Below are 19,836 nucleotides of genomic sequence, written 5' to 3'. Positions count from 1 at the left end.
TTATTGAACGTTAACGACGTCACCTGGGTTAGCATACCAGTAACCATTTGTCATGTGATCAGGGTTAAGACGTTCCAATTCATCTACAGAAATACCTGCACGTGCGGCGATTGAACCAGCACCTTCACCAGATTGAACAACAATTGATGAACCATCTGCTGCTGCCGTAGCGCTTGATGGTGTTGTCTCAGCTGACTCAGTTGCATCTTCTTTTACTACATGTTTAGAAGAGCTTGATGCTTTAGTTGAAGATGATTTCTCTTTTGATGATTTTTCTTTTGAAGATTTTTCTGTATTAGATTTCTCACTTTCCTCATCTTTGTTTGAGTCTTTCTCGCTAGATGAAGATTTAACAACTTTGCTAGTTGATGATGAGTAGAATCCAGATGATTCCTTAGATTCCGCAGTTTTGTTTCCACCGACATTTGAAGTATAGAAAACAAAGAACAAAATACATACAACAATAACAAAGAATAATCCAAGCAAGACTGTCAAGAATGATGAATTAATGAAGCCACCACCTTTTTCGCGTTTTTCATCAGAAGGAGTTACATCCTCTTCTTCTTCATAATCCTCAAACTCATCTTCATCATCTAGAAAATCAGCGTCAACTACTTCTTCCAACTCTTCGTCAGAAACCTTATCTTCCCATGGTTTTTTACTCATGATATTCTCCTTGTAAAAACAATAAATCTATTTTAAAATAATACTATGAAAGTATCATTAATTCCAGAAAAATGTATCGCTTGTGGTTTGTGCCAAACCTACTCTCCCGTCTTCGATTATGATGACGAAGGTATTGTTAGGTTCAGAGATAGCGACCAACTCAATCAAATTATTGAAAACACCCCTGAGACTTTGACTGCTGTCAAGTCTTGTCCCACTAAAGCCCTTATTTGCGAAGTTTAAGCTTGAGGGCTTTTTTTGATTCCTCATAAAAGGCAAAGTAATCAAAGTTAGTCATATGATCCAATAGCTCTACCTCACCTTTGAAATCAGGGTGAAGCGCTAAAGCATCTAAGAAATATTTCTTTGGCCACTTTCTCATATAAAACTGACGTTTTTTACCATTTTTAAAAATAAGGCTCAAGCCAGTTTTAATAACTTCGACTTTTTCAATATCACTAATTTTCACTTTGCGTGGTTTAAAAATATTGAAAGAAACAATACGCAGAATCCCATGATCTTCAATAATAAAGTAACGATGGAAACCTAAACCAAACAAGGCAACGAAAATAGTGAAGAGCATCAAAATATGTGAGGGCACCGAGTACAACTCGAACAGAAGGGCCGCCGCAATAAAGATTGGCGTGATGGCTAAAGACCAGTAGATGATTAGCCAAGATAATTCGGGTTGCCAATGGTAACGATACTTGCCGAAAATTTTAATCATCTCAGCACCTCCATTACTTCTAATTTTACCATAAAATCAGTATTTAGCAAGCTCTATTAAGGTTTACTGACAATTCCAAGAATAACATCTACGGCTTTTTCCATTGTCTGCAAGGAAACAAACTCATATCGACCATGCATATTTTCGCCCCCAGCAAAAAGGTTTGGAGTTGGAATACCCATAAATGAAATCTTTGAACCATCTGTTCCACCACGAATGGGTTCAATAACTGGCGTAATATCCAATTCCTCCATAACTCCTTTAGCCAACTCAACAGGCGTCATATCTTTTTCAATAACCTGACGCATATTATAGTATTGATCTTTGAGTACCAAATCAACTCGTGTCTGACCATAAGTTTTATTCATTTCATCGGCAATCTTTTGGAAGGCTGATTTACGATTTTCAAAAGACTCTGTTTCAAAATCACGGATGATATAAGATGCTTTTGCTTCTTCGACAGTACCTGTCATGGTTTGAAGATGGTTGAAACCTTGATAGCCATCTGTCAACTCAGGGCGTTCTTCTGCTGGTAACTGATTATGAAAATCAACTGCCAACTGCAAGGCATTAACCATTTGGTCTTTTGCTGTTCCAGGGTGAACATTACGTCCATGGAAGGTAAGTTCTGCTCCCGCAGCAGAGAAGGTTTCATACTGTAATTCACCCAATGGGCCACCATCAACTGTGTAGGCAAAATCAACATCAAAATCATCGACATCAAATTTATCTGCGCCAATTCCAATTTCTTCATCAGGACCAAAGCCTACACGAATCTCACAATGCCTGATTTCAGGATGAGCCTTCAAATAAGCCAAGGCTGTCATGATTTCTGCAATGCCAGACTTATCATCAGCTCCAAGAAGAGTGGTGCCATTTGTAGTAATAAGTGTCTGACCGACATAATTCTTGAGATTTGGAAAATCTGCTGGATCTAGGTTATAACCTGAACTTCCAAGGGGTATGATACCTCCATCATAAGAGTCAATGACTTGAGGTGACACACCTTCTGCATTAAAATCAGCAGTATCCATATGTGAGATGAAACCAATCTTACGTGTTAATTGGTCATCGTTAGCCGGAAGGGTTGCCACTAGGTAACCATTACTTTCCAAATAATGGATGTTACTTAAACCTAGTTCTTCTAATTCTGGTTTTAGAACCTTCAAGGCAAAATCTACCTGGCTTTGTGTTGTTGGTGTTCTTGTCGCATTTTCGTCACTACGTGTATTGATTTTAACGTAACGTAAAAAACGCTCTAAGAGTAAATCGTAGCCCATAAGCACTCCTTTAGTTGTATTTAGTATTTACCTCAATTATAGCACAAAAACCCAGCATATTGATGGGTTAACCGTATAACTTAAACTTTAGCTGCTTTTTCGTAGTAAGACTTAATCCCTGCCACAATTGCGTTAGCTAAAGTCTCTTGATAAGCAGAGGTACTCAAACGAGCTGCTTCTTGAGGATTTGACAAGAAGCCAAGTTCAAGGAGAACTGCTGGCGCTGTTGTTTCACGCAAGACTGCAAAGGTTTGACGTTTCACACCTTGGTTTTGAGCGCCAGTCGCATTAATAAGGCTGGACTGGATGGCATTGGCCAAAGTGTCACTCATGCTCAATCGTGTCGGATTAGCATGGTAGGTCGCATTAATACGTGATGGGTATTCTGCATAAGGTTGGTAATAATAAGTTTCGATTCCCTGTGCTGCTGAACTGCCTGAAGCATTGATGTGGATACTTACGAAGATATCTGATTCAGAGGCATTAGCTGCACGAGAGCGATCCGTCAAATCAACATAGGTATCGCTGGTACGTGTGGTCATAACTTGATAGCCTTCTGCTTCTAATTTGGCCTTAACTCGGCTTTGGATAGCCAAGGTCAAGCTCTTTTCAGAAATACCAAAGTACGAAGCTCCTGGATCATAGCTACCATGACCAGCATCGAGATAGATAACCTTATTTAAAACATCGTAGTTTCCTCTTGATGCCGAACCGATTTTCTTAGGGGCTACCACATCAGCTGAAGTTGCCCCAAAACCAATATTCTTACCTGAAGAATCAACAATATAGCCATGAACGATGTATTTACCTGAATTCCACTTGTGCTGACTAGCTGAAATAGTCACCTTGTAGGAACCATCCTCCTGCTTTGTGGCATTATGCCAAACAAGATCATCCTGACCATTTTGCTCAGACCAAACAGGTATTACCACACCTGAAATACCGCTTGGATTCGTCAGATTGGTGATAAGAACATCAAAAGTTCCACGATTTTTATCATTATTGGTAATAGTCAATGTTCCTTGAGTTTTAGTGATATCAAGTGTCACTTGTTTGCCACCTAGGCCAATGAATTTACCATCATTGTCAACCAAATAGACATGTGAATTATAAAGACCACTATCTCCCTTATGATTGCTTGAACGAACGGTTACCTTATAGTCTCCATTTGCTTGCTTAGCTGCCTTGTACCAGATGATATCATCTTGACCGTTCTTTTCTGACCAGGTTGGAACCAAGACTTCTTTGAAGCCACGTGGCGCAACCAAATTTGAAATGACAAAATCATAGCTACCCGTAGCATTGTTGAGACCAGTGATAGTAAGGTCAGCTTTGAGATATTGACTCTCTACTCCTTCATTTTCTACGGTAGAAATGGAATTATTACACATTGCATCCCATTCATAAAGTTTATAGGCTTCGATCAAACGGATAAGTTTTCCGGGATAACTTGGATCTGTCGCATATCCTGCATTCTTCAGTTCTTGAGCCGCAATGCGATAATCTGTTTCATTCACAACTTTTCGATAATTGTCTTTTCGCCACTCGGTACTCGTGAAAAATTTTGCATGGTCTACTACGCTATCATTCCATGAGGCATATTTTCGAAAAGCAGCATTGACTGTGATATAGTCACCATTAAGATATTCCTGTGTAGGTACAGTTACTATTTCTCCATGCCAATCCTCTGAATCTTTAATGCCAAAAAGATTATTGTTGGGAGCCTTAGCAAGTTCAGAGCTTCCCCAACCACTTTCTAGAATAGCTTGCGCTCCCGTGATAGATGGAAGGATTCCTTCCTTGGCTCCATCCATGGCTCCTTGCTTAATGGCACTAAGAAAATGACGTTGATTCTGGTCAATTTCGCTAAGATCATCTGCCTCTTGATAAGAGCTTGTGGTCACAGAACTATTTGTTAAGACAGTTATTTTTGAAGAATCTTCCAGACTTGTTTGCTTCTCCTCTAATACCTCTTCTCTTTGTAGATTCATTTGACTCGTTGAATCATCGTGTACTCCTACTTCAGAATAGCTTGCCGCATGATTATCCGTACTTTCTTTCAAAGATGAAGAAGTATCAGTTGGAGACAACATTTCATCTGCTTTCGCCGAATGACCAGACATTCCTAAAAATAAGATTGTCAGCATGACACCGCACAGTCCATAAGCTTTACTTTTCTTAAATCCAAAATGAAATCCTAATTGCATCTTAATTTCCTTCTCTACTTACAATTTCTGCTAATTCATTTTAAAACGATGAAACTATCAGTATCATAACGTCATAATATGAACCATCACCAATTAATTCGCAAAAAAAGCTAGAAACTTATCAAAAGTTCCTAGCTTTTTTTAGTAGTATTGAAATATTAATCGACATCAACGAAACCAAAACGTGATAGAGGATACAATCTGAAAGAGATAACACCTTTAATTTGATCTTTGTCAATGAGACCAAACTTACGACTATCATCTGTATTACGACGATTATCGTTCAGTACAAGGTACTGCCCCTTTTCAATCTTAGTTTGTTTATTATCTGTCAATGTTGCAATGGAAAAATCATCAGTGAAGAAATTCCCAGGTGAAACTGTCGCCAAATAAGCTGATTTACCCTTACTAATATAGGCTTCGTCAACTGACTTATCATTAACATAAAGGAAATCATCCATAGCTGTCACGCTCTTACCCTCATCAGCAATAACACGCCCAATGTATTCTTTACCATTAACTGTATAAAGAATAAAATCGTTTTTCTGAGGCTCAACATTTTTATTGAAAGTAACATAGTCACCAGCATGAATATAGTCATTAGCCTGACCTTCAGTCACACGGTGTGTTGAGAAGACAAAAGCTCTCAACAACAAAATCACTACAATGGCAAGAACTGCTATGATAATATTTCGAATTAAATCTCTCTTAACCATACTCACTCCTTATGGGTTCTAATAAAATCATAACATAAATAGAGAAATAAAAAAAGAGGGAGTGAGCAAGCTCATTGTATCTCTCCCTCTCTTAAAACCAATGATTAAAACATTTCACAGCTTAATAGTCTTCAAGAAATGTTTGCATATTGACATCATCTGGAACTAAGGCAAGGTATTTTTCAGCCGTTGCACGCGCCTGATCCCTGTAACCAAATTCACGCAAAATATATGCATAATCATGGAGGAATTCAGGATTTTCAGATAAATCTTAAGCCAAATCTTGATAGATTTGAAAAGCTTCTTCTTCATCATCAAGTGCTTGGTAGGCCTTGGCAATATTCCAACGAGCTAAAACAGAATCAAATTCATAATCGGCTAAAGCCACTAGATCCTCGTAACGTTCTTCTTCCAAATAGAGCGTACTTAAACGTAAGATAATCTCATCTTGGTCCTCAGCCAATGGCAAGGCTTGCTTCAAATAAGATTCAGCAGATTGAGTGTCATGCAACTCGTAGGATAACTGTGACGCTAGCAAAAGTAATTGAACATCAAAGGCATTTTTAGAAATCCCTTGTTGTGCCATTCGTAAAGCTTCTTCGGTTTTATGTTCTGCATGTAACGACAAGGCGTAAATATACTCATAACCTTCGAAGTCAGAAGACATGGTTTCTATCTGCTTAAAGTAAAAATTAGCTTTTTGATACTCTTCTTGATCATAGAGCAAAGTGGCTAACTCAAAAGCAACGGTATCATCGTACTCAATTTCAATAGCTTTTTCCAAAAATTCACGAGCAGCTTCAAACTTTCCAAGACTGGCATAAGCCTTACCAATGCGTTCATAAGTTGAAACGCCAGTCATCGCAAGAAGGTCACGATTATCTAATTTAGCATAGTAATGAATAGCTTGTTCAAAATTTCCAAGTTCAAACTCCATCTCAGCCAAACCAAAAATAATCAATGAGTCATCTGATAATTGACTTGCCTCCAACAACTTATCACGTGCAACATCAGTTAAGCCCTCCATTTGGTAGAGGTCAGCCTTTACAATTAAAGCAGACAAATAGTCGTCAGAGTCTTCAGGTATGGCATCCAAATAGAGAAAAGCCTCTTCAATATCACCATCTTCGGCAGCAATTTGTGCTAGATTGACATTAACCTCTGGAAAATCAAAGCGAACTTTTTCATAAATTTCCTGTGCCTGTGGTAAGAACCCAATAGATTCTAAGTATTGGCCCAACTCAACAAGAACCTCTGCAGGGTCCTCTCGTAAAGCTTTTTTAAAATATTTGTCCGCGTGGTCTAAATCTTGGTTTCCAATAGAGGCAACCATTTTTTCACTATTTAACATCGTCTTTTTGTCCTTCATTTTCTAAATCATCTTGATAAAGATTACTTACAGAACGGTACCAATCAAAAATCTCTCTAACAACAACCTTGACAGAGGTATAAATTGGAATCCCCAATAAGACGCCCCAAACACCATAAAGAGAACCCGCTGTCAAGAGAATGAACATAATGGTAATCGGGTGAATACTTAGTTTATTCCCCAAAACGAGTGGAGAAACAAAACGTCCCTCAATAGTTTGCTCAATGAAGAAAATGATGAGGACCTTGATCAACATAGCGGGTCCTTGCACCAGTCCCATGATTATAACTGGTACCATAGCAAGAAAGCTTCCCAGATAAGGAACCATGTTTAGAAAACCTGCCATAATACCGAAAGTCATACCATATCGAAGACCTACAATCTTAAACATAATACAGAACATGATGGCAACAACAATAGCGACTGTAACCTGGCCTTGAACATACCCTTCGAGCTGACTATTAATATCTGAAAGCATACGAACAGTAGTTTCACGAAAGCGAGTTGGTAAGGCTGAGACAAAGCTATGTTTCATCTTTTGGCTATCTCTTAAAAGGTAGAAGAGAATGAAAGGTGCCAAAATGATAGCTACTGTCACCCTTGCTACTGTGCTCGCAAAAGTTCCAACCCATGTCAAAGCCGATGAAGAAAAGTTCTCAGCATAATTGACCATTCTCGCTGAGAAATCACTATGCATGGACTCTAAATCACCATGGAAGTTAGAAAGAATAGGCAGATTAATCCAACGTTCCGTTTCACTATTGGCACGTGCAATATATGATGGTGCATTTCGTATCAAGATCAAAATTTGATTTTGTAAGCTTGGAATAGCTGTTGAAATCCCCCAAACCAAGAGCAAGCCAAGGATAGCGTATATGACCAAGATAGACATGGTTCGACTCAATCCCGTTCTTTCTACAAGTAGTACCAAAGGTTTTATTAAATAATAAAGGAGCATAGAAATAACCAATGGCAACATAATAATGGTCATAAACTGTATGACGGGTGAAAAAATGGGACTAATCTTGGTAAAAATCAAAACCGTCAAACCAATCAAAAGTAAGATGAAAAAAGCTACGACAGCCTGATTATTCAATATCCACTTAAAAAACCATGTTTCTGAAAAATTTTCTGTTTTTTTACGCTTCATAGTTCCTCCCTATTTATCATAAAATGTTACAGTTTTATCTACCAAGTTCTGGTTACGATCGTAGCTAAATTTTGCAGAGAAGAATGGTCTATCTTCAAGGATCCACTTAAAAATCTCATAGTCACCTTCCCAAGTTGGTTTAGATAAGACCTCATCATATGGTACCCATTCAAGCGTTCCTTCACGAGACTCCTCATCTGAGATGAGTTCTCCTTCAAAACCAGTTACCTTAAAGACATAGGTGTACCAATCATGACCAGGGGTAAATTCTGGAAAGGTAATCATACCTTTAAAATCCATATCAGTCACTGTAAAATGTGTTTCCTCGAGAATTTCACGACGAGCACATTCATCTGGTGTCTCTCCAGCTTCTAGTTTTCCCCCGACAGAAATCCACTTTCCTTCATGAACATCATTAGGCTTTTTATTACGATGTAGGAGCAAAAGCTCCTTTCCATTGTCAATATAACAAATGGTAGCTAACTTTGTCATAATGCATCTCTTTTCCAATGTTTTTTAAATATTATACCAAATATGGGATTGGATTTGGGCTTTGAGCAGACGATTTTGAGATATAGTTGAAAATCTGCTTTTCTGAATCTCCGGACAAACAAAAAGAGAACCAAAATAGTTCTCCTTTAATCTCTTAGTATTTCAAATAACGGCGCATTGCCATACGTGACCCAATCGAACCGATAATAATACCGACTGCGAAGAGGGTTCCGATAACCGCATAGACAAACCACTCTGGATCATACATCGAAATACCACCTTTGACAAAATCTGGATTCAAAGATGAGTAAACCATGTGATACAAAAGATAAATGAGCCCAGAAGGAATGATGGCACCAAGTGCTCCAATCCAAGCACCTTCCATCAAGTAGGGACGACGAATGTATGAATTCTTAGCACCTACCAAACGCATGATTTGAATTTCAGTCGCACGTGACATAATGGTAATACGGATGGTATTTGAAATCAATAGGACAGCCACAATAGTTAAGAGTGCTGTGGCAATGATTCCCCAAAATTGAACACGTTTCATAGTGGACATCAGAATTTCAGTATCTGAGCCACCAAAGTTAGCATTATCAACACCCTGAATGGCTTTTGCTTCCTTGGCAACTCGACTGACATCATCTGGCGATTTCGTTTGGACGATGTAAACATCTGAAAGAGGGTTAGCATCTCCAATAGCTGTCTCGAAACTTGAACCCATTGTTTCAATCAGTTGTTTCTTTTGTTCTTCTTTACTAGAGAAAGTAACCTTATCTACACCTTTGATTTTGGTCAAAGCATCATAAATCTTATGGTAGTCTTTATTAGCAACAATCTGTCCAGAAAGTTCCTTGACTGTTTTCGAGGCATCTGATGAATCTGGATCCAAGTAGACATTGACCTGAATATTCTTTTCAATATCTGAAGCCAATTTCTGCGTATTTAAAATAACAGAGCCAAAGACACCTAAAAGTGAAAGAACAATCATTACCGAAAATACTGCAGTAAGTGTCGACAATAGATTACGTTTGAGATTCTTAATCGATTCTCCTAAATGGCGGAAAAAGCGTCTAATCATGGTAACCGTACTCTCCTTCCTCTTCATCACGAACAATACGTCCTTCTTCAATCGCTACGACACGATGACGAAGGTTATTAACGATAGTTGAGTTATGGGTTGCCATTAAAATGGTAGTCCCTTGCAAGTTAATACGTTCAAGGACTTGCATAATTTCCCATGAAATCTCTGGGTCCAAGTTCCCTGTTGGTTCATCCGCAATCAACACTTTTGGATTATTGACGATAGCACGCGCAATAGCGACACGTTGTTGCTCACCACCAGACAATTGATTTGGGAATGAACGCATCTTGTGTTTAAGACCAACCAACTCGAGAACCTCTGTCACCCGTTTCTTGATATGACGAGGTTTCTCACCAATAACTTCCATGGCATATGCAACGTTTTCAAAAGCTGTTTTCTTTGGAAGGAGTTTATAATCCTGGAAAACAACTCCAATAGAACGTCTCAAGAGTGGAACATCTTTTTTACGAAGTCGAGTTAAATCAAACTCTCCAACCTTCATAGAGCCACTCGTTAATTTTTCTTCTTGGTAGAACAAGCGAATTAAACTTGATTTACCAGCACCAGAAGGGCCGACTAAGTAAACAAACTCCCCAGAGTTAACAGACAAATCAATGTGTCTAAGGGCTGTTGTTGACTTATCATACTTCTTAGTAACATCTTTTAATTCAATAAGAGCCATAATGTCAGTGTTCAACTACTAAAATAGCTGAAGCCTTCCTTTCATTGAGATAGAGTATCTAAATACTTAAAAATAGTATATCATCACTATTCTTCCATACGCCACTTGAGGTAGGCATCGATGAATCCTTCAATATCCCCATCCATTACCTTATCAACCTGGGCAACTTCATAACCTGTACGGTGATCTTTAACCATGGTATATGGCGTGAAAACGTATGAGCGAATTTGACTTCCCCAAGTGATTTCTTTCTTATCACCTTTCAAAGCATTCACTTCTTCTGCTTTCTTCTCTTGCTCCATTTGATAGAGCTTAGCTTGAAGCATCTTCATCGCACGGTCACGGTTCCCGTATTGTGTACGATCAACCGTTGAAGCTACAACAATACCTGTTGGAATGTGGGTCAAACGCACACCTGTAGAAACCTTGTTGACGTTCTGACCACCTGCACCACCTGAGCGGAATGTATCCATCTTGATATCATCGTCACGAATCTCAACTTCAATGGTATCATCCAATTCAGGCATGACTTCCACTGATGTAAATGAGGTATGACGACGTTTGGCAGAGTCAAATGGTGAAATACGAACCAAACGGTGGACACCCATTTCTGACTTGAGGAAACCATAAGCATTAGGTCCTTCAAAAGCAAGGGTTACAGATTTGATTCCAGCCTCATCACCCGCCTGATAATCCAAAGTTTCTACCTTGAAACCTTTGGCATTTCCATAACGTTGGTACATACGGAGCAACATATCAGCCCAGTCTTGAGCTTCTGTCCCACCAGAACCTGGGTGAATTTCCAGGATCGCATTGTTGTGGTCATATGGTTCAGACAAGAGCAATGTCATCTCGTAACTTGTCATAATCTTATCAAGTTTTTCGAGTGTTTCTTCAAGCTCTTCTTGAACACTATCATCTTCTTCCAACATTTCTAAATAAAGCTCTGTCTCGTCAGAGAGTTCTTGCATATTGTTGAAAGTTTCGTATTTCATTTTGAGCTCATTTAACTCTTGTGAGGTCTTTTGAGCTGCAATATTATCATTCCAAAAGTCTGGCTGAGTCATTCGGTTTTCGAGGAGCGCAATGTCCTCTTCCAAACGATCTAAGTCAAAGAGACCTCCCGAAGCTCACGAGCTTCTCTTGATTTTCAGAGATTTTTTGGCGAATTTCTGCCACTTCCATGGATAGGTTTCCTCCATTTTATAGTATTATGCTTAATTCTAGCATAAATCACTTAAATTTGCCATTTTGCACACACAAGCTCCCACTCCGCTTGGGATTCTTCATCCTTAGGTGACAGTTCCCTCATGTAATCTAACATAGCCTCATCAGGTTTCTTAACAATCTCACCGAGAGCCCAAATGGCAGTCGCTGTATGGATGGGATTATTATTCTTATCAATTATCTCCATCAGTTTGACAATAGCATTGCGATCATGTAGGTTAGCCAAGGCAATAATAGCATTACGTTGAAGAATATTCTTCCCGCGCCATGAACCGGCAATCATCCCAAATTTCTCCTTGAAAGATTTGTTTGTCAGCTCAAGAAAAGGAAGTAATTCGGGCATGGCAAGCTCAGGATCAATGTCCGAAGCCAGTGGATTATCGATACCTCTGTTATATGGACAGGAAATCTGACAAATGTCACAACCATAGATAACAGTCTTTATCTTCTTTCGAAACTCCATATCCATCATGCCTTTATCCTGTGTTTGAAAGGATAGGCAACGACGGGCATTCATAGTTCCATCGCCGATGAGACAAGAGGTCGGACAGGCATCCAGACAACGACGGCAATCCCCACAACCATAATCAACTTCTTGGTCTGGTTCAATCTCTAGATTAGTGATAAGCTCGCCAAGATACATGTAGGACCCGTATTCTTTCGAAATAACTAGTCCATTCTTTCCGATAAAGCCTATTCCAGCTCGCTTGGCCACTGCTGTATCGACCAGAGCTCCAGTATCCACCATACCTTTATATTCGAAGTTTTCCGTCAGTTTTTCAATGCCTTCTGCCAGGCGTTTTAGTTTGTCCTGCAAAACATAGTGATAATCTAGACCCCATGAATTTGGAGTGATTTTGCCACGCTTATATTCTGTTTTTTGAGGTTGTTGTGGCAGCTTATGCGGATAGGCAACTGCAATGGAAATGATGGTTTTAGCTGATTCCAAGGTCAACTTAGGATAAATACGCTCTTCAATATTTTTATGTTCAAAGCCTGTTGTTCGCCCTTCTTCGACACCAAGTCGAAGGGATTTTTCCAGATAGGCGAAATCATCGGCGGTAGTAAAACCAATTTTTGAAATGCCAATCTCCTTGGCCATCTTTTGTATTTCTAATTTGATATCCATATTCTTATCATAATGAAATTGTAGTCTAAGGGCAAGTATTTTCCACCATCTTCATTTACAGACAAGCCTTAACCTTTTTGTTACAATGTTTCTATGACGAGACTTGCAGTAATGAGTGATTTACATATTGATATAAATCACTTTGAAACATATGAAATTGATACTCTTATAAAGTGCCTAAAAAATCAAGAGGTTAGCCATCTCCATATCGCTGGTGATATTTCTAACCATTATTTTATCGACACAAAACCTTTTCTACGAAAACTGTCTAAGGAGGTCAAGGTCACCTATAATTTAGGCAATCATGATATGCTTGATTTAGAAGAGGACCTTATTGATAATCTTGATTTTCAAGTGATAAATTTAGGTAGTAAGACTTTATTGGCTTTTCATGGGTGGTATGACTATTCCTATTCAGATGAAACGTTAGATAAGATTCTTAAACGTAAGAAACAACTTTGGTTCGACCGACGACTTAAACGATTGGGGACTGATCCGGATATCTGTCAAACTAGTCTTAAAAGGCTAGATAATGTCTTAAGTGAGTTAGACACTGGTAACCTTATAGTTGCCATGCATTTTGTTCCTCACAGCCGCTTTACCATGACGCATCAACGTTTTGCACCTTTTAATGCCTACTTGGGCTCGGAAAAATTCCACCAGATTTTTGCCAAGCATGGCGTTAAAGATGTTGTTTTTGGTCATGCCCACCGCAGTTATGGGACGGTAACTATTGATGGCGTAACCTATCACTCGCGTCCTCTTGGATACCGACGAGAATGGGATTTAACCATCGACTTTGTTTCCAATCACCCTGAACTCAATCCTACTGGAACATGGAACCTCTCCAAACGTTACAACCTGGTCAAGAAACGGTCAGAGTTTTTAGAATATGAAAAAAAGGAACTGGCAAATAAGTTCCTTTCATCCATGACACTATTTGATTTGTAGAACGACTCTTTAGGAGTCGTTTTTTAGTCGGTGAAAAATCCCTGCTTTTGAAGGTCCTTCAAGGTATTCGCACGATTGGCAACGGATTGATCCATTGTCTTTGCAATCTGTGTTGTAAATTCATCAACTCTGTTATTGAGATCACGAAGGTCATAATACTCATGAACTTCAGCGTCGTAATCTTTTAGCTCCTCTAAAGGATGTTCTAAGTCCCGATAATAATTTTCCATATGGATGACGTGGCGGGGTAAACGAGGTTTTAGCTGCGGTTCTTGATTTGGCCAACCAACTGCTAATCCTACTGCTGGATAGACATACTTTGGAAGTTTGAGAAGCTCTGAAAGTTTAGCGTTATCATTCAAGATACTGCCAAGGTAAACTGTTCCCATACCTAAACTCTCAGCAGCTACTACCATATTTTGAGCAGCTATCATAGCATCCGAGAAGGCCGAGATAAAGCGTTCGGGACTACCTTGGACCAAGGCTTCAGCGCCTTTTGCCTCTGCAATCAGTGTGTTACGTCTTTGGTCCACAACAAATACAAAAAGATGCCCAGCATTTGGAATATAAGGCTGGTTGGCAATCTCTGCAATTTCTTTCTTCAATGTTTCATCAGTAATACTGATAATCGAATAGGACTGTCTAAAATTACTCGTTGCTGTATGTCTTGCAACATCAAGCAAAAGGTTAACTTCTTCTCGTGTCAAAGCTAGAGGTTTAAATTGACGGATGCTACGGTGATTGAGTTGTGTCTTAATAGTCTCGTTCATGGCCTTCTCCTTAACTTGTGATCATTTCTCTTCAATTATAAACAAGCCTCCTCCTGAATTCAAGATGTGATAAGAAAAAGCCAGAGACCATTATCTCTGACTTTATGTCTTAAATAGCGTCCTTATCCTTACCAAGGGCACGTTGAATAGCTTTGACTAATTCAACCAATACCACAATCAAGAAGGAACCTACAATAACTGCAAGCCATTGTGTCAGACTAAGATGTGACACATGGAAGAGGTTATTAAATCCAGGCACTACAATAGTTGCCATCAAAAGAACGAAGGCTACTGGAATTGCCCAGTTGAAAGTCTTGTTTCTAAAGAGACCAACTTTAAAGACTGATTGATACACAGATTTAACGTTAAAGGCATGGAGCAACTGAATTAATCCAAGTGTTGCAAAAGCCATTGTAAGGGCATCCGCATGAATTTCTGCTTGTGTATGGTGCTCTGGGAAGACAAGGCCCCAACCATATACTGCAAGAACGAGGATGGTTTGGAAAACACCTTGATACATGATAGCACCGAAGACACCACCATCAAAGAAGTTTGATTGACGTCCACGAGGTTTGTGAGTCATAATACCTGGTTCAGCTGGCTCAACACCAAGAGCGATAGCTGGAAGGGTATCTGTTACCAAGTTAATCCAGAGAAGGTGTACTGGTTGAAGCACATCCCAACCAAACAGTGTGGCAAAGAAGATAATAAAGACTTCGGCCATGTTGGCTGACAAGAGGTACTGGATTGATTTTTGAATATTTGAGAAGACCTTACGCCCTTCTTCTACGGCAACGATAATTGTCGCAAAGTTATCATCGGCAAGGACCATATCAGAAGCTCCCTTAGAAACCTCTGTACCAGTGATTCCCATACCGATACCGATATCAGCTGTTTTAAGTGATGGTGCATCATTAACCCCGTCACCTGTCATAGCAACAACCTTGCCATCATTTTGCCAAGCCTTGACGATACGAACCTTGTGTTCAGGAGACACACGCGCATAGACAGAGTACTGTTTGAAGACTTTCTGGAATTCTTCATCAGATAGCTCATTAAGCTCAGCGCCAGTAAAGACATGATCTTCCGTATCATTTGGATCGATGATACCGAGACGCTTGGCAATGGCTTCTGCCGTATCTTGGTGGTCACCTGTAATCATAATTGGACGGATACCCGCTTCTTTAGCGACACGAACAGCTTCTGCCGCCTCAGGACGTTCTGGGTCAATCATACCTACCAAGCCTGAGAAAATCAAATCAGACTCAACAACCTCAGATTCCAAGGTAGGAATATCATTCGTTGTCTTATAAGCCATCATCAAGACACGAAGAGCTTGTTTTGCCAAGTCCTTATTAGTCGCAAGGATAGCTTGTTTATCTTCATCCGTGATAGGACGAACCTCACCATTGGTTTCAATACGAGTCACACGTTTGAGCAATTGGTCAGGCGCACCCTTGACGGCTACAAAGTATGTACCATCCGCTTCCTTATGGATAGTAGACATGAGTTTACGGTCAGAGTCAAATGGCAACTCTGCCACACGAGGCTCTGATTTCAAGACGTCACGAACATCAAAGTTGTGGTCCAAACCAAATTGAACAAGGGCTGTTTCCGTTGGATCCCCAATTAGCTTACCATCTGGGTCCACCTTGGTATCATTGGCAAAGTTCATAATACGAAGGGTTGTATTGTCAGCACCAAGTTCTGTAGCAGCGCTTTGCAATTGACCGTTTGTATAGACTTTTTCAACAGTCATTTGGTTCATGGTTAAGGTACCAGTCTTATCTGATGCGATAATTTCAGTTGAACCAAGAGTCTCAACAGCTGGCAATTTACGAACAATCGAATTGCGTTTGGCAAGAGTCGTTGTTCCAAGCGACAAGAGAATCGTTACAATAGCAGGCAAACCTTCAGGAATCGCTGCAACGGCTAGAGCAACGGCAACCATCAAGCCTTCGAGGGGCTGTTCACCACGAATGAAGACACTAACCAAGAATGTCACTAAGGCAATAGCAATAATAAGATAAGTCAAAGTCTTAGACAATTGCTCCAAGCTTTGCTTCAACGGCGTTTGTGATTCGTCCGCATTAGCTAGCATATCAGCAATCTTACCGACCTCAGTATACATACCAGTATTAGTTACAACCCCTGTACCACGACCGTAAGTAACGTTTGAGTTTTGGTAACCCATATTCACACGATCACCAATTCCGGCTTCTGCTTCAACCGTCTCAGTAATATCCTTTTCAACTGGAACAGATTCACCTGTAAGGGCAGCTTCTTCAATCTTAAGTGAGGCAGCTTCGAGCAAACGCATATCAGCTGGAACAACATCACCAGCTTCAAGCAAGACGATATCTCCAGGAACCAATTCGCGTGAATCAATTTCAACCACATTGCCATCACGACGCACACGAGCCAGAGGGCTTGACATGTTTTTAAGAGCTTCAATAGCCGCTTCTGCTTGCCCCTCTTGATAAACACCAAAGGCTGCATTCAAAACAACAACGGCTAAAATAATGCAGGCATCCGTCAAACCATGCATACCTTCTGTAATGACAGAAAGGGCAGCAGCGACAAGCAAGATGATAATCATCAAATCTTTAAACTGATCGATGAATTTTGACAAGAGGCTGCGTTTTTCACCTTCATCCAACTCGTTATAGCCATAGGCATCCAATCGTTCCTTGGCTTGTGCAGTAGACAAACCATCAATGGAAGTGTCCAAGCTTTTTAGGACTTCTTCCTCTCCTTGTGTGTAAAACAAGGCTTTACTTTGTTCTTTAGACAAAATAATCTCCTCCTTCTCTATAGGGAAAAATGGCTAACAAGACTCTTTTTATATAAAAAATTATACAAAAAGAGACTTGTTTAATTAAAAACAAGTCTCGCTGTTTAAGAATATGCCGGAAATGCAAAATTTCGTAATGACGACATAATCGCAACTGTTAATCAAATCTCATGATTAAAGTCGCCTGCTACTCCCTTATTTGTACTTTACATTTTATCATAAATTATTCTTTATTCAAGCAAAATGATTCTATTTTTTCAAAAATTAAAACCAAGAAACCTCTAATTCATAATCAGCAAAAACGTCTTCTGTTTCTGGATGTTTCAATTGATAATGAATATCAACTGTCTGTCCATTTGGGTCATGGGCGAATAGACTAGTATCTGTCAGAAAATGCTGGGTACCAAGTGGTGTCGGTATGTGGACCAAGGCAGGGACCTTAGCCGAAAAACGCATAATGGATTTAGGATTAGAAAAGCGCGTCATCACTAGCTCATCCTGATTCAACTTAATAACCACTTTTTCTTTCTCGGAATTATGGTGAATAAGATAAGTAAAGTCTCCTTTTTCCATAACCTCACAAGTGTGGATTTCTTCGATAATCTCCGTTTGATCGCCTACTTTTATTTTGTTTTTAATTTTAATTTCCATTAAGTATTCCTTCTATTCTAAAATTATTTTTCTACTTAAGATAATAGCAACTCTATACTAAAAGAGAGTATCAGTATTGCGTCTACCATTTCTATTTCAAGTAAACCACCTGGGTTTGTTTGACAAAGCCGATATTTTCATACAAACGTTTGGCTCCAATATTACTATCTTCTACTGCAATTTGAAAGGGCTTGTCGTTATGCGCAATGAGTTGATTGACGACTGATTTTGCCAGATAGCTTCCATAGCCCTGTCCACGATAAGCTTCAGCAATCGCAAGTCCATAGAGGTAGTTGCTATTTCCAGATAAATCGACCGTACAAACACCAATGACCTGAGCTTCTTTGAGGAGGATGTAAAGTAGGCCATCGGAATCCTTCAAGGCCTCTGTAATGTATCTGCGACTCACATCGAGCGTTTCCTCTGGATCAGAAAAGGCTTGGTGATGGAGTTGGGCAATTTCATCTAGGTAAGAAGATTCAGCTAAGAGCACCTTGACATCTGAACGAGAATTCAGAGCATATGGTGTTTTATCTCGTCCTAGCCAGGTTTCGGTCTCTTCATCCTCAACCACCCCCCAATGACTTGCCAGATCAGGATGACAATCTAGAAAAACACGCTCTGTCTGAAAGGTCACTGAGCGAATAGGGTAAGCTGCCATATCTTTTTCAAAGCTTCTATACATAGCACGACCAACCCCCTGACGACGATGACTCGGATCCACAAGGATGCTTACTTCAACGTCTTCGTCATCCGCATAAACCGTTAATAAACCAAGCAACTCTCCCTCTTGAAAATAGAGGAAAAAGGCCGGCATATTGGGATCAAAATTAAGCATATTGGAGAGATAAGGTTCTCGAAAGGTTTGGTCATAGGCTTGACAGCTAGCAATCAATGCTTTTGCTGCCTTTCGTTCTTTTTCCGTCAATTGGTTGGTTGCTCGAATCACTCTTGTCTCTCCTTTATTTGTCTGACCTTATTTTACCAATTAAAAAGCATTTGGGCAATTTTTACCTAAACTACTTTTTTAAAGAGGCAATAATACTTTTCTCAGGAAGAACTATGACAAAGCGCCTAAATTTTAGTAAAATAGAAGGGAAACTAACTAAACGAAACAGGTAATTATTATGTCTATTAAACTTATTGCAGTTGATATTGATGGAACGCTTTTAAATAGCCAACGTCAAGTTACACCGGAAGTCTTTCAAGCCATTCAAGATGCCAAGGCTGCTGGTGTAAAGGTTGTTATCGCGACTGGTCGTCCTATTCCTGGGGTGCTTCCTCTTCTTGAAGAACTTAACCTCAACCAAGACGGAGATTATGTTATCACCTTCAATGGTGGGCTTGTCCAAGAAACTTCTACTGGTAATGAATTAATTCGTGAGACACTCTCATACGAAGACTACCTTGACATTGAGGTTTTGGCTAACAAGCTTGGTGTTCATTCTCACGCTATTACTAAAGATGGTATCTACACAAGTAATCGCAACATTGGCCGCTACACGGTTCATGAGTCTACACTTGTTCATATGCCGATTTACTATCGTACACCTGAAGAGGTGGCTGACAAGGAATTCGTTAAGGCCATGTATATCGATGAACCTGAAATTCTTGATGCAGCTATTGCCAAACTTCCACAGGAATTTTATGACCGCTTTACTATTGTAAAATCAACACCATTTTACCTAGAAATCCTCAAGAAAACAGCCAACAAAGGAATTGCTGTAACCCATCTTGCTGAGAAACTCGGTCTTTATAAAGAAGAAACAATGGCTATCGGTGATGAAGAAAATGACCGTGCTATGCTTGAAGTCGTTGGCTCTCCTGTTGTTATGGAAAATGGTAATCCAGAAATGAAGAAAATTGCGAAACACATCACAAAATCAAATGATGAATCTGGTGTCGCTTATGCTATTAGAAAGTGGGTTCTAGAATAAT

General features: G+C 39.6%; 18 protein-coding genes and 1 pseudogene. 3 read left to right on the top strand and 16 right to left on the bottom strand.

The annotated features are described in order from the left end of the window. Complete coding sequence (locus ACWPVZ_RS06940; RefSeq protein ID WP_060972259.1) at positions 1–666, bottom strand: SAG1386/EF1546 family surface-associated protein; 666 nt, start codon at positions 664–666, stop codon at positions 1–3. Positions 667–711: 45 nt separating this feature from the next. Here ACWPVZ_RS06940 and ACWPVZ_RS06935 point away from each other — a divergent pair, with 45 nt between their 5' ends. Then, complete coding sequence (locus ACWPVZ_RS06935; RefSeq protein ID WP_002890861.1) at positions 712–909, top strand: ferredoxin; 198 nt, start codon at positions 712–714, stop codon at positions 907–909. Here the strand turns inward: ACWPVZ_RS06935 and ACWPVZ_RS06930 are convergent. The 11 genes and pseudogenes from ACWPVZ_RS06930 to queG all read right to left on the bottom strand — a co-directional run bounded on the left by ACWPVZ_RS06930 (position 893) and on the right by queG (position 12,732). Further along, complete coding sequence (locus ACWPVZ_RS06930) at positions 893–1,393, bottom strand: EbsA family protein (protein ID WP_002890860.1); 501 nt, start codon at positions 1,391–1,393, stop codon at positions 893–895. The genes ACWPVZ_RS06935 and ACWPVZ_RS06930 overlap by 17 nt on opposite strands. Before the next feature lie 56 nt (positions 1,394–1,449). Then, a complete protein-coding gene (gene pepT / locus ACWPVZ_RS06925; protein ID WP_070577176.1) occupies positions 1,450–2,673 on the bottom strand; it encodes a peptidase T in 1,224 nt (407 codons plus the stop codon). An 80-nt stretch (positions 2,674–2,753) separates the two neighbouring features. Beyond that, complete coding sequence (locus ACWPVZ_RS06920; RefSeq protein ID WP_454381545.1) at positions 2,754–4,880, bottom strand: GBS Bsp-like repeat-containing protein; 2,127 nt, start codon at positions 4,878–4,880, stop codon at positions 2,754–2,756. 158 nt (positions 4,881–5,038) lie between these two features. Further along, positions 5,039–5,596, bottom strand: coding sequence for a signal peptidase I (gene lepB / locus ACWPVZ_RS06915; RefSeq protein ID WP_454381543.1), 558 nt, complete (start codon positions 5,594–5,596; stop codon positions 5,039–5,041). Positions 5,597–5,717: 121 nt separating this feature from the next. After that, positions 5,718–6,947, bottom strand: a pseudogene (locus ACWPVZ_RS06910) (tetratricopeptide repeat protein). Further along, positions 6,937–8,115, bottom strand: coding sequence for an AI-2E family transporter (locus ACWPVZ_RS06905; protein WP_454381541.1), 1,179 nt, complete (start codon positions 8,113–8,115; stop codon positions 6,937–6,939). Before ACWPVZ_RS06905 ends, ACWPVZ_RS06910 begins: the two are co-directional and overlap by 11 nt. Before the next feature lie 9 nt (positions 8,116–8,124). Further along, on the bottom strand, positions 8,125–8,607 hold the full coding sequence (locus tag ACWPVZ_RS06900; RefSeq protein ID WP_037601370.1) for an NUDIX hydrolase: 483 nt from the start codon (positions 8,605–8,607) through the stop codon (positions 8,125–8,127). Between the two features lie 154 nt (positions 8,608–8,761). Continuing rightward, entirely contained in the window at positions 8,762–9,691 is a 930-nt protein-coding gene (gene ftsX / locus ACWPVZ_RS06895) for a permease-like cell division protein FtsX (RefSeq protein ID WP_454381538.1), read from the bottom strand. Beyond that, the gene (gene ftsE, locus ACWPVZ_RS06890) at positions 9,684–10,376 is read right to left on the bottom strand and encodes a cell division ATP-binding protein FtsE (protein ID WP_145516918.1); all 693 of its coding nucleotides are present in this window, start codon (positions 10,374–10,376) and stop codon (positions 9,684–9,686) included. Before ftsE ends, ftsX begins: the two co-directional genes overlap by 8 nt. 86 nt (positions 10,377–10,462) lie before the next feature. Then, a protein-coding gene (gene prfB, locus ACWPVZ_RS06885; RefSeq protein ID WP_104020932.1) for a peptide chain release factor 2 occupies positions 10,463–11,561 on the bottom strand; the annotation gives its coding sequence in 2 pieces (ribosomal slippage) (positions 10,463–11,488 and positions 11,490–11,561; 1,098 coding nt in all). Positions 11,562–11,613: 52 nt separating this feature from the next. After that, positions 11,614–12,732 (bottom strand): tRNA epoxyqueuosine(34) reductase QueG, encoded by a 1,119-nt coding sequence (queG, locus tag ACWPVZ_RS06880; RefSeq protein WP_049554308.1) that lies wholly within the window; start codon positions 12,730–12,732, stop codon positions 11,614–11,616. A gap of 93 nt (positions 12,733–12,825) precedes the next feature. Between queG and ACWPVZ_RS06875 the strand changes: the two genes are divergently transcribed. Further along, entirely contained in the window at positions 12,826–13,683 is an 858-nt protein-coding gene (locus tag ACWPVZ_RS06875; RefSeq protein WP_454381535.1) for a metallophosphoesterase, read from the top strand. Between the two features lie 23 nt (positions 13,684–13,706). Here ACWPVZ_RS06875 and ACWPVZ_RS06870 read toward each other — a convergent pair whose 3' ends face one another. The 4 genes from ACWPVZ_RS06870 to ACWPVZ_RS06855 all read right to left on the bottom strand — a co-directional run bounded on the left by ACWPVZ_RS06870 (position 13,707) and on the right by ACWPVZ_RS06855 (position 18,847). Next, positions 13,707–14,453 (bottom strand): NADPH-dependent oxidoreductase, encoded by a 747-nt coding sequence (locus ACWPVZ_RS06870; protein ID WP_270536872.1) that lies wholly within the window; start codon positions 14,451–14,453, stop codon positions 13,707–13,709. A 109-nt stretch (positions 14,454–14,562) separates the two neighbouring features. Beyond that, on the bottom strand, positions 14,563–17,247 hold the full coding sequence (locus ACWPVZ_RS06865; protein ID WP_454381533.1) for a cation-translocating P-type ATPase: 2,685 nt from the start codon (positions 17,245–17,247) through the stop codon (positions 14,563–14,565). A 264-nt stretch (positions 17,248–17,511) separates the two neighbouring features. Then, a complete protein-coding gene (locus ACWPVZ_RS06860; RefSeq protein WP_454381531.1) occupies positions 17,512–17,898 on the bottom strand; it encodes a DUF1934 domain-containing protein in 387 nt (128 codons plus the stop codon). 91 nt (positions 17,899–17,989) lie between these two features. Then, complete coding sequence (locus ACWPVZ_RS06855) at positions 17,990–18,847, bottom strand: GNAT family N-acetyltransferase (protein ID WP_454381529.1); 858 nt, start codon at positions 18,845–18,847, stop codon at positions 17,990–17,992. A 178-nt stretch (positions 18,848–19,025) separates the two neighbouring features. On the opposite strand from ACWPVZ_RS06855, the gene yidA reads away from it, so the two are divergent. Further along, a complete protein-coding gene (gene yidA, locus ACWPVZ_RS06850; protein WP_454381527.1) occupies positions 19,026–19,835 on the top strand; it encodes a sugar-phosphatase in 810 nt (269 codons plus the stop codon). Position 19,836: the final 1 nt, after the last annotated feature.

The organism is Streptococcus sp. Marseille-Q6379 (assembly GCF_965119505.1).
The sequence above is the reverse complement of the archived record's forward strand: the minus strand, read 5'-3'. Positions and strand labels throughout refer to the sequence as shown.

Bases quoted from the DNA above. Each gene is read 5' to 3' on its own strand.
- ACWPVZ_RS06940 (WP_060972259.1), bottom strand. From the start codon at position 666: ATGAGTAAAAAACCATGGGAAGATAAGGTTTCTGACGAAGAGTTGGAA.
- ACWPVZ_RS06935 (WP_002890861.1), top strand. From the start codon at position 712: ATGAAAGTATCATTAATTCCAGAAAAATGTATCGCTTGTGGTTTGTGC.
- ACWPVZ_RS06930 (WP_002890860.1), bottom strand. From the start codon at position 1,393: ATGATTAAAATTTTCGGCAAGTATCGTTACCATTGGCAACCCGAATTA.
- pepT (WP_070577176.1), bottom strand. From the start codon at position 2,673: ATGGGCTACGATTTACTCTTAGAGCGTTTTTTACGTTACGTTAAAATC.
- ACWPVZ_RS06920 (WP_454381545.1), bottom strand. From the start codon at position 4,880: ATGCAATTAGGATTTCATTTTGGATTTAAGAAAAGTAAAGCTTATGGA.
- lepB (WP_454381543.1), bottom strand. From the start codon at position 5,596: ATGGTTAAGAGAGATTTAATTCGAAATATTATCATAGCAGTTCTTGCC.
- ACWPVZ_RS06905 (WP_454381541.1), bottom strand. From the start codon at position 8,115: ATGAAGCGTAAAAAAACAGAAAATTTTTCAGAAACATGGTTTTTTAAG.
- ACWPVZ_RS06900 (WP_037601370.1), bottom strand. From the start codon at position 8,607: ATGACAAAGTTAGCTACCATTTGTTATATTGACAATGGAAAGGAGCTT.
- ftsX (WP_454381538.1), bottom strand. From the start codon at position 9,691: ATGATTAGACGCTTTTTCCGCCATTTAGGAGAATCGATTAAGAATCTC.
- ftsE (WP_145516918.1), bottom strand. From the start codon at position 10,376: ATGGCTCTTATTGAATTAAAAGATGTTACTAAGAAGTATGATAAGTCA.
- queG (WP_049554308.1), bottom strand. From the start codon at position 12,732: ATGGATATCAAATTAGAAATACAAAAGATGGCCAAGGAGATTGGCATT.
- ACWPVZ_RS06875 (WP_454381535.1), top strand. From the start codon at position 12,826: ATGACGAGACTTGCAGTAATGAGTGATTTACATATTGATATAAATCAC.
- ACWPVZ_RS06870 (WP_270536872.1), bottom strand. From the start codon at position 14,453: ATGAACGAGACTATTAAGACACAACTCAATCACCGTAGCATCCGTCAA.
- ACWPVZ_RS06860 (WP_454381531.1), bottom strand. From the start codon at position 17,898: ATGGAAATTAAAATTAAAAACAAAATAAAAGTAGGCGATCAAACGGAG.
- yidA (WP_454381527.1), top strand. From the start codon at position 19,026: ATGTCTATTAAACTTATTGCAGTTGATATTGATGGAACGCTTTTAAAT.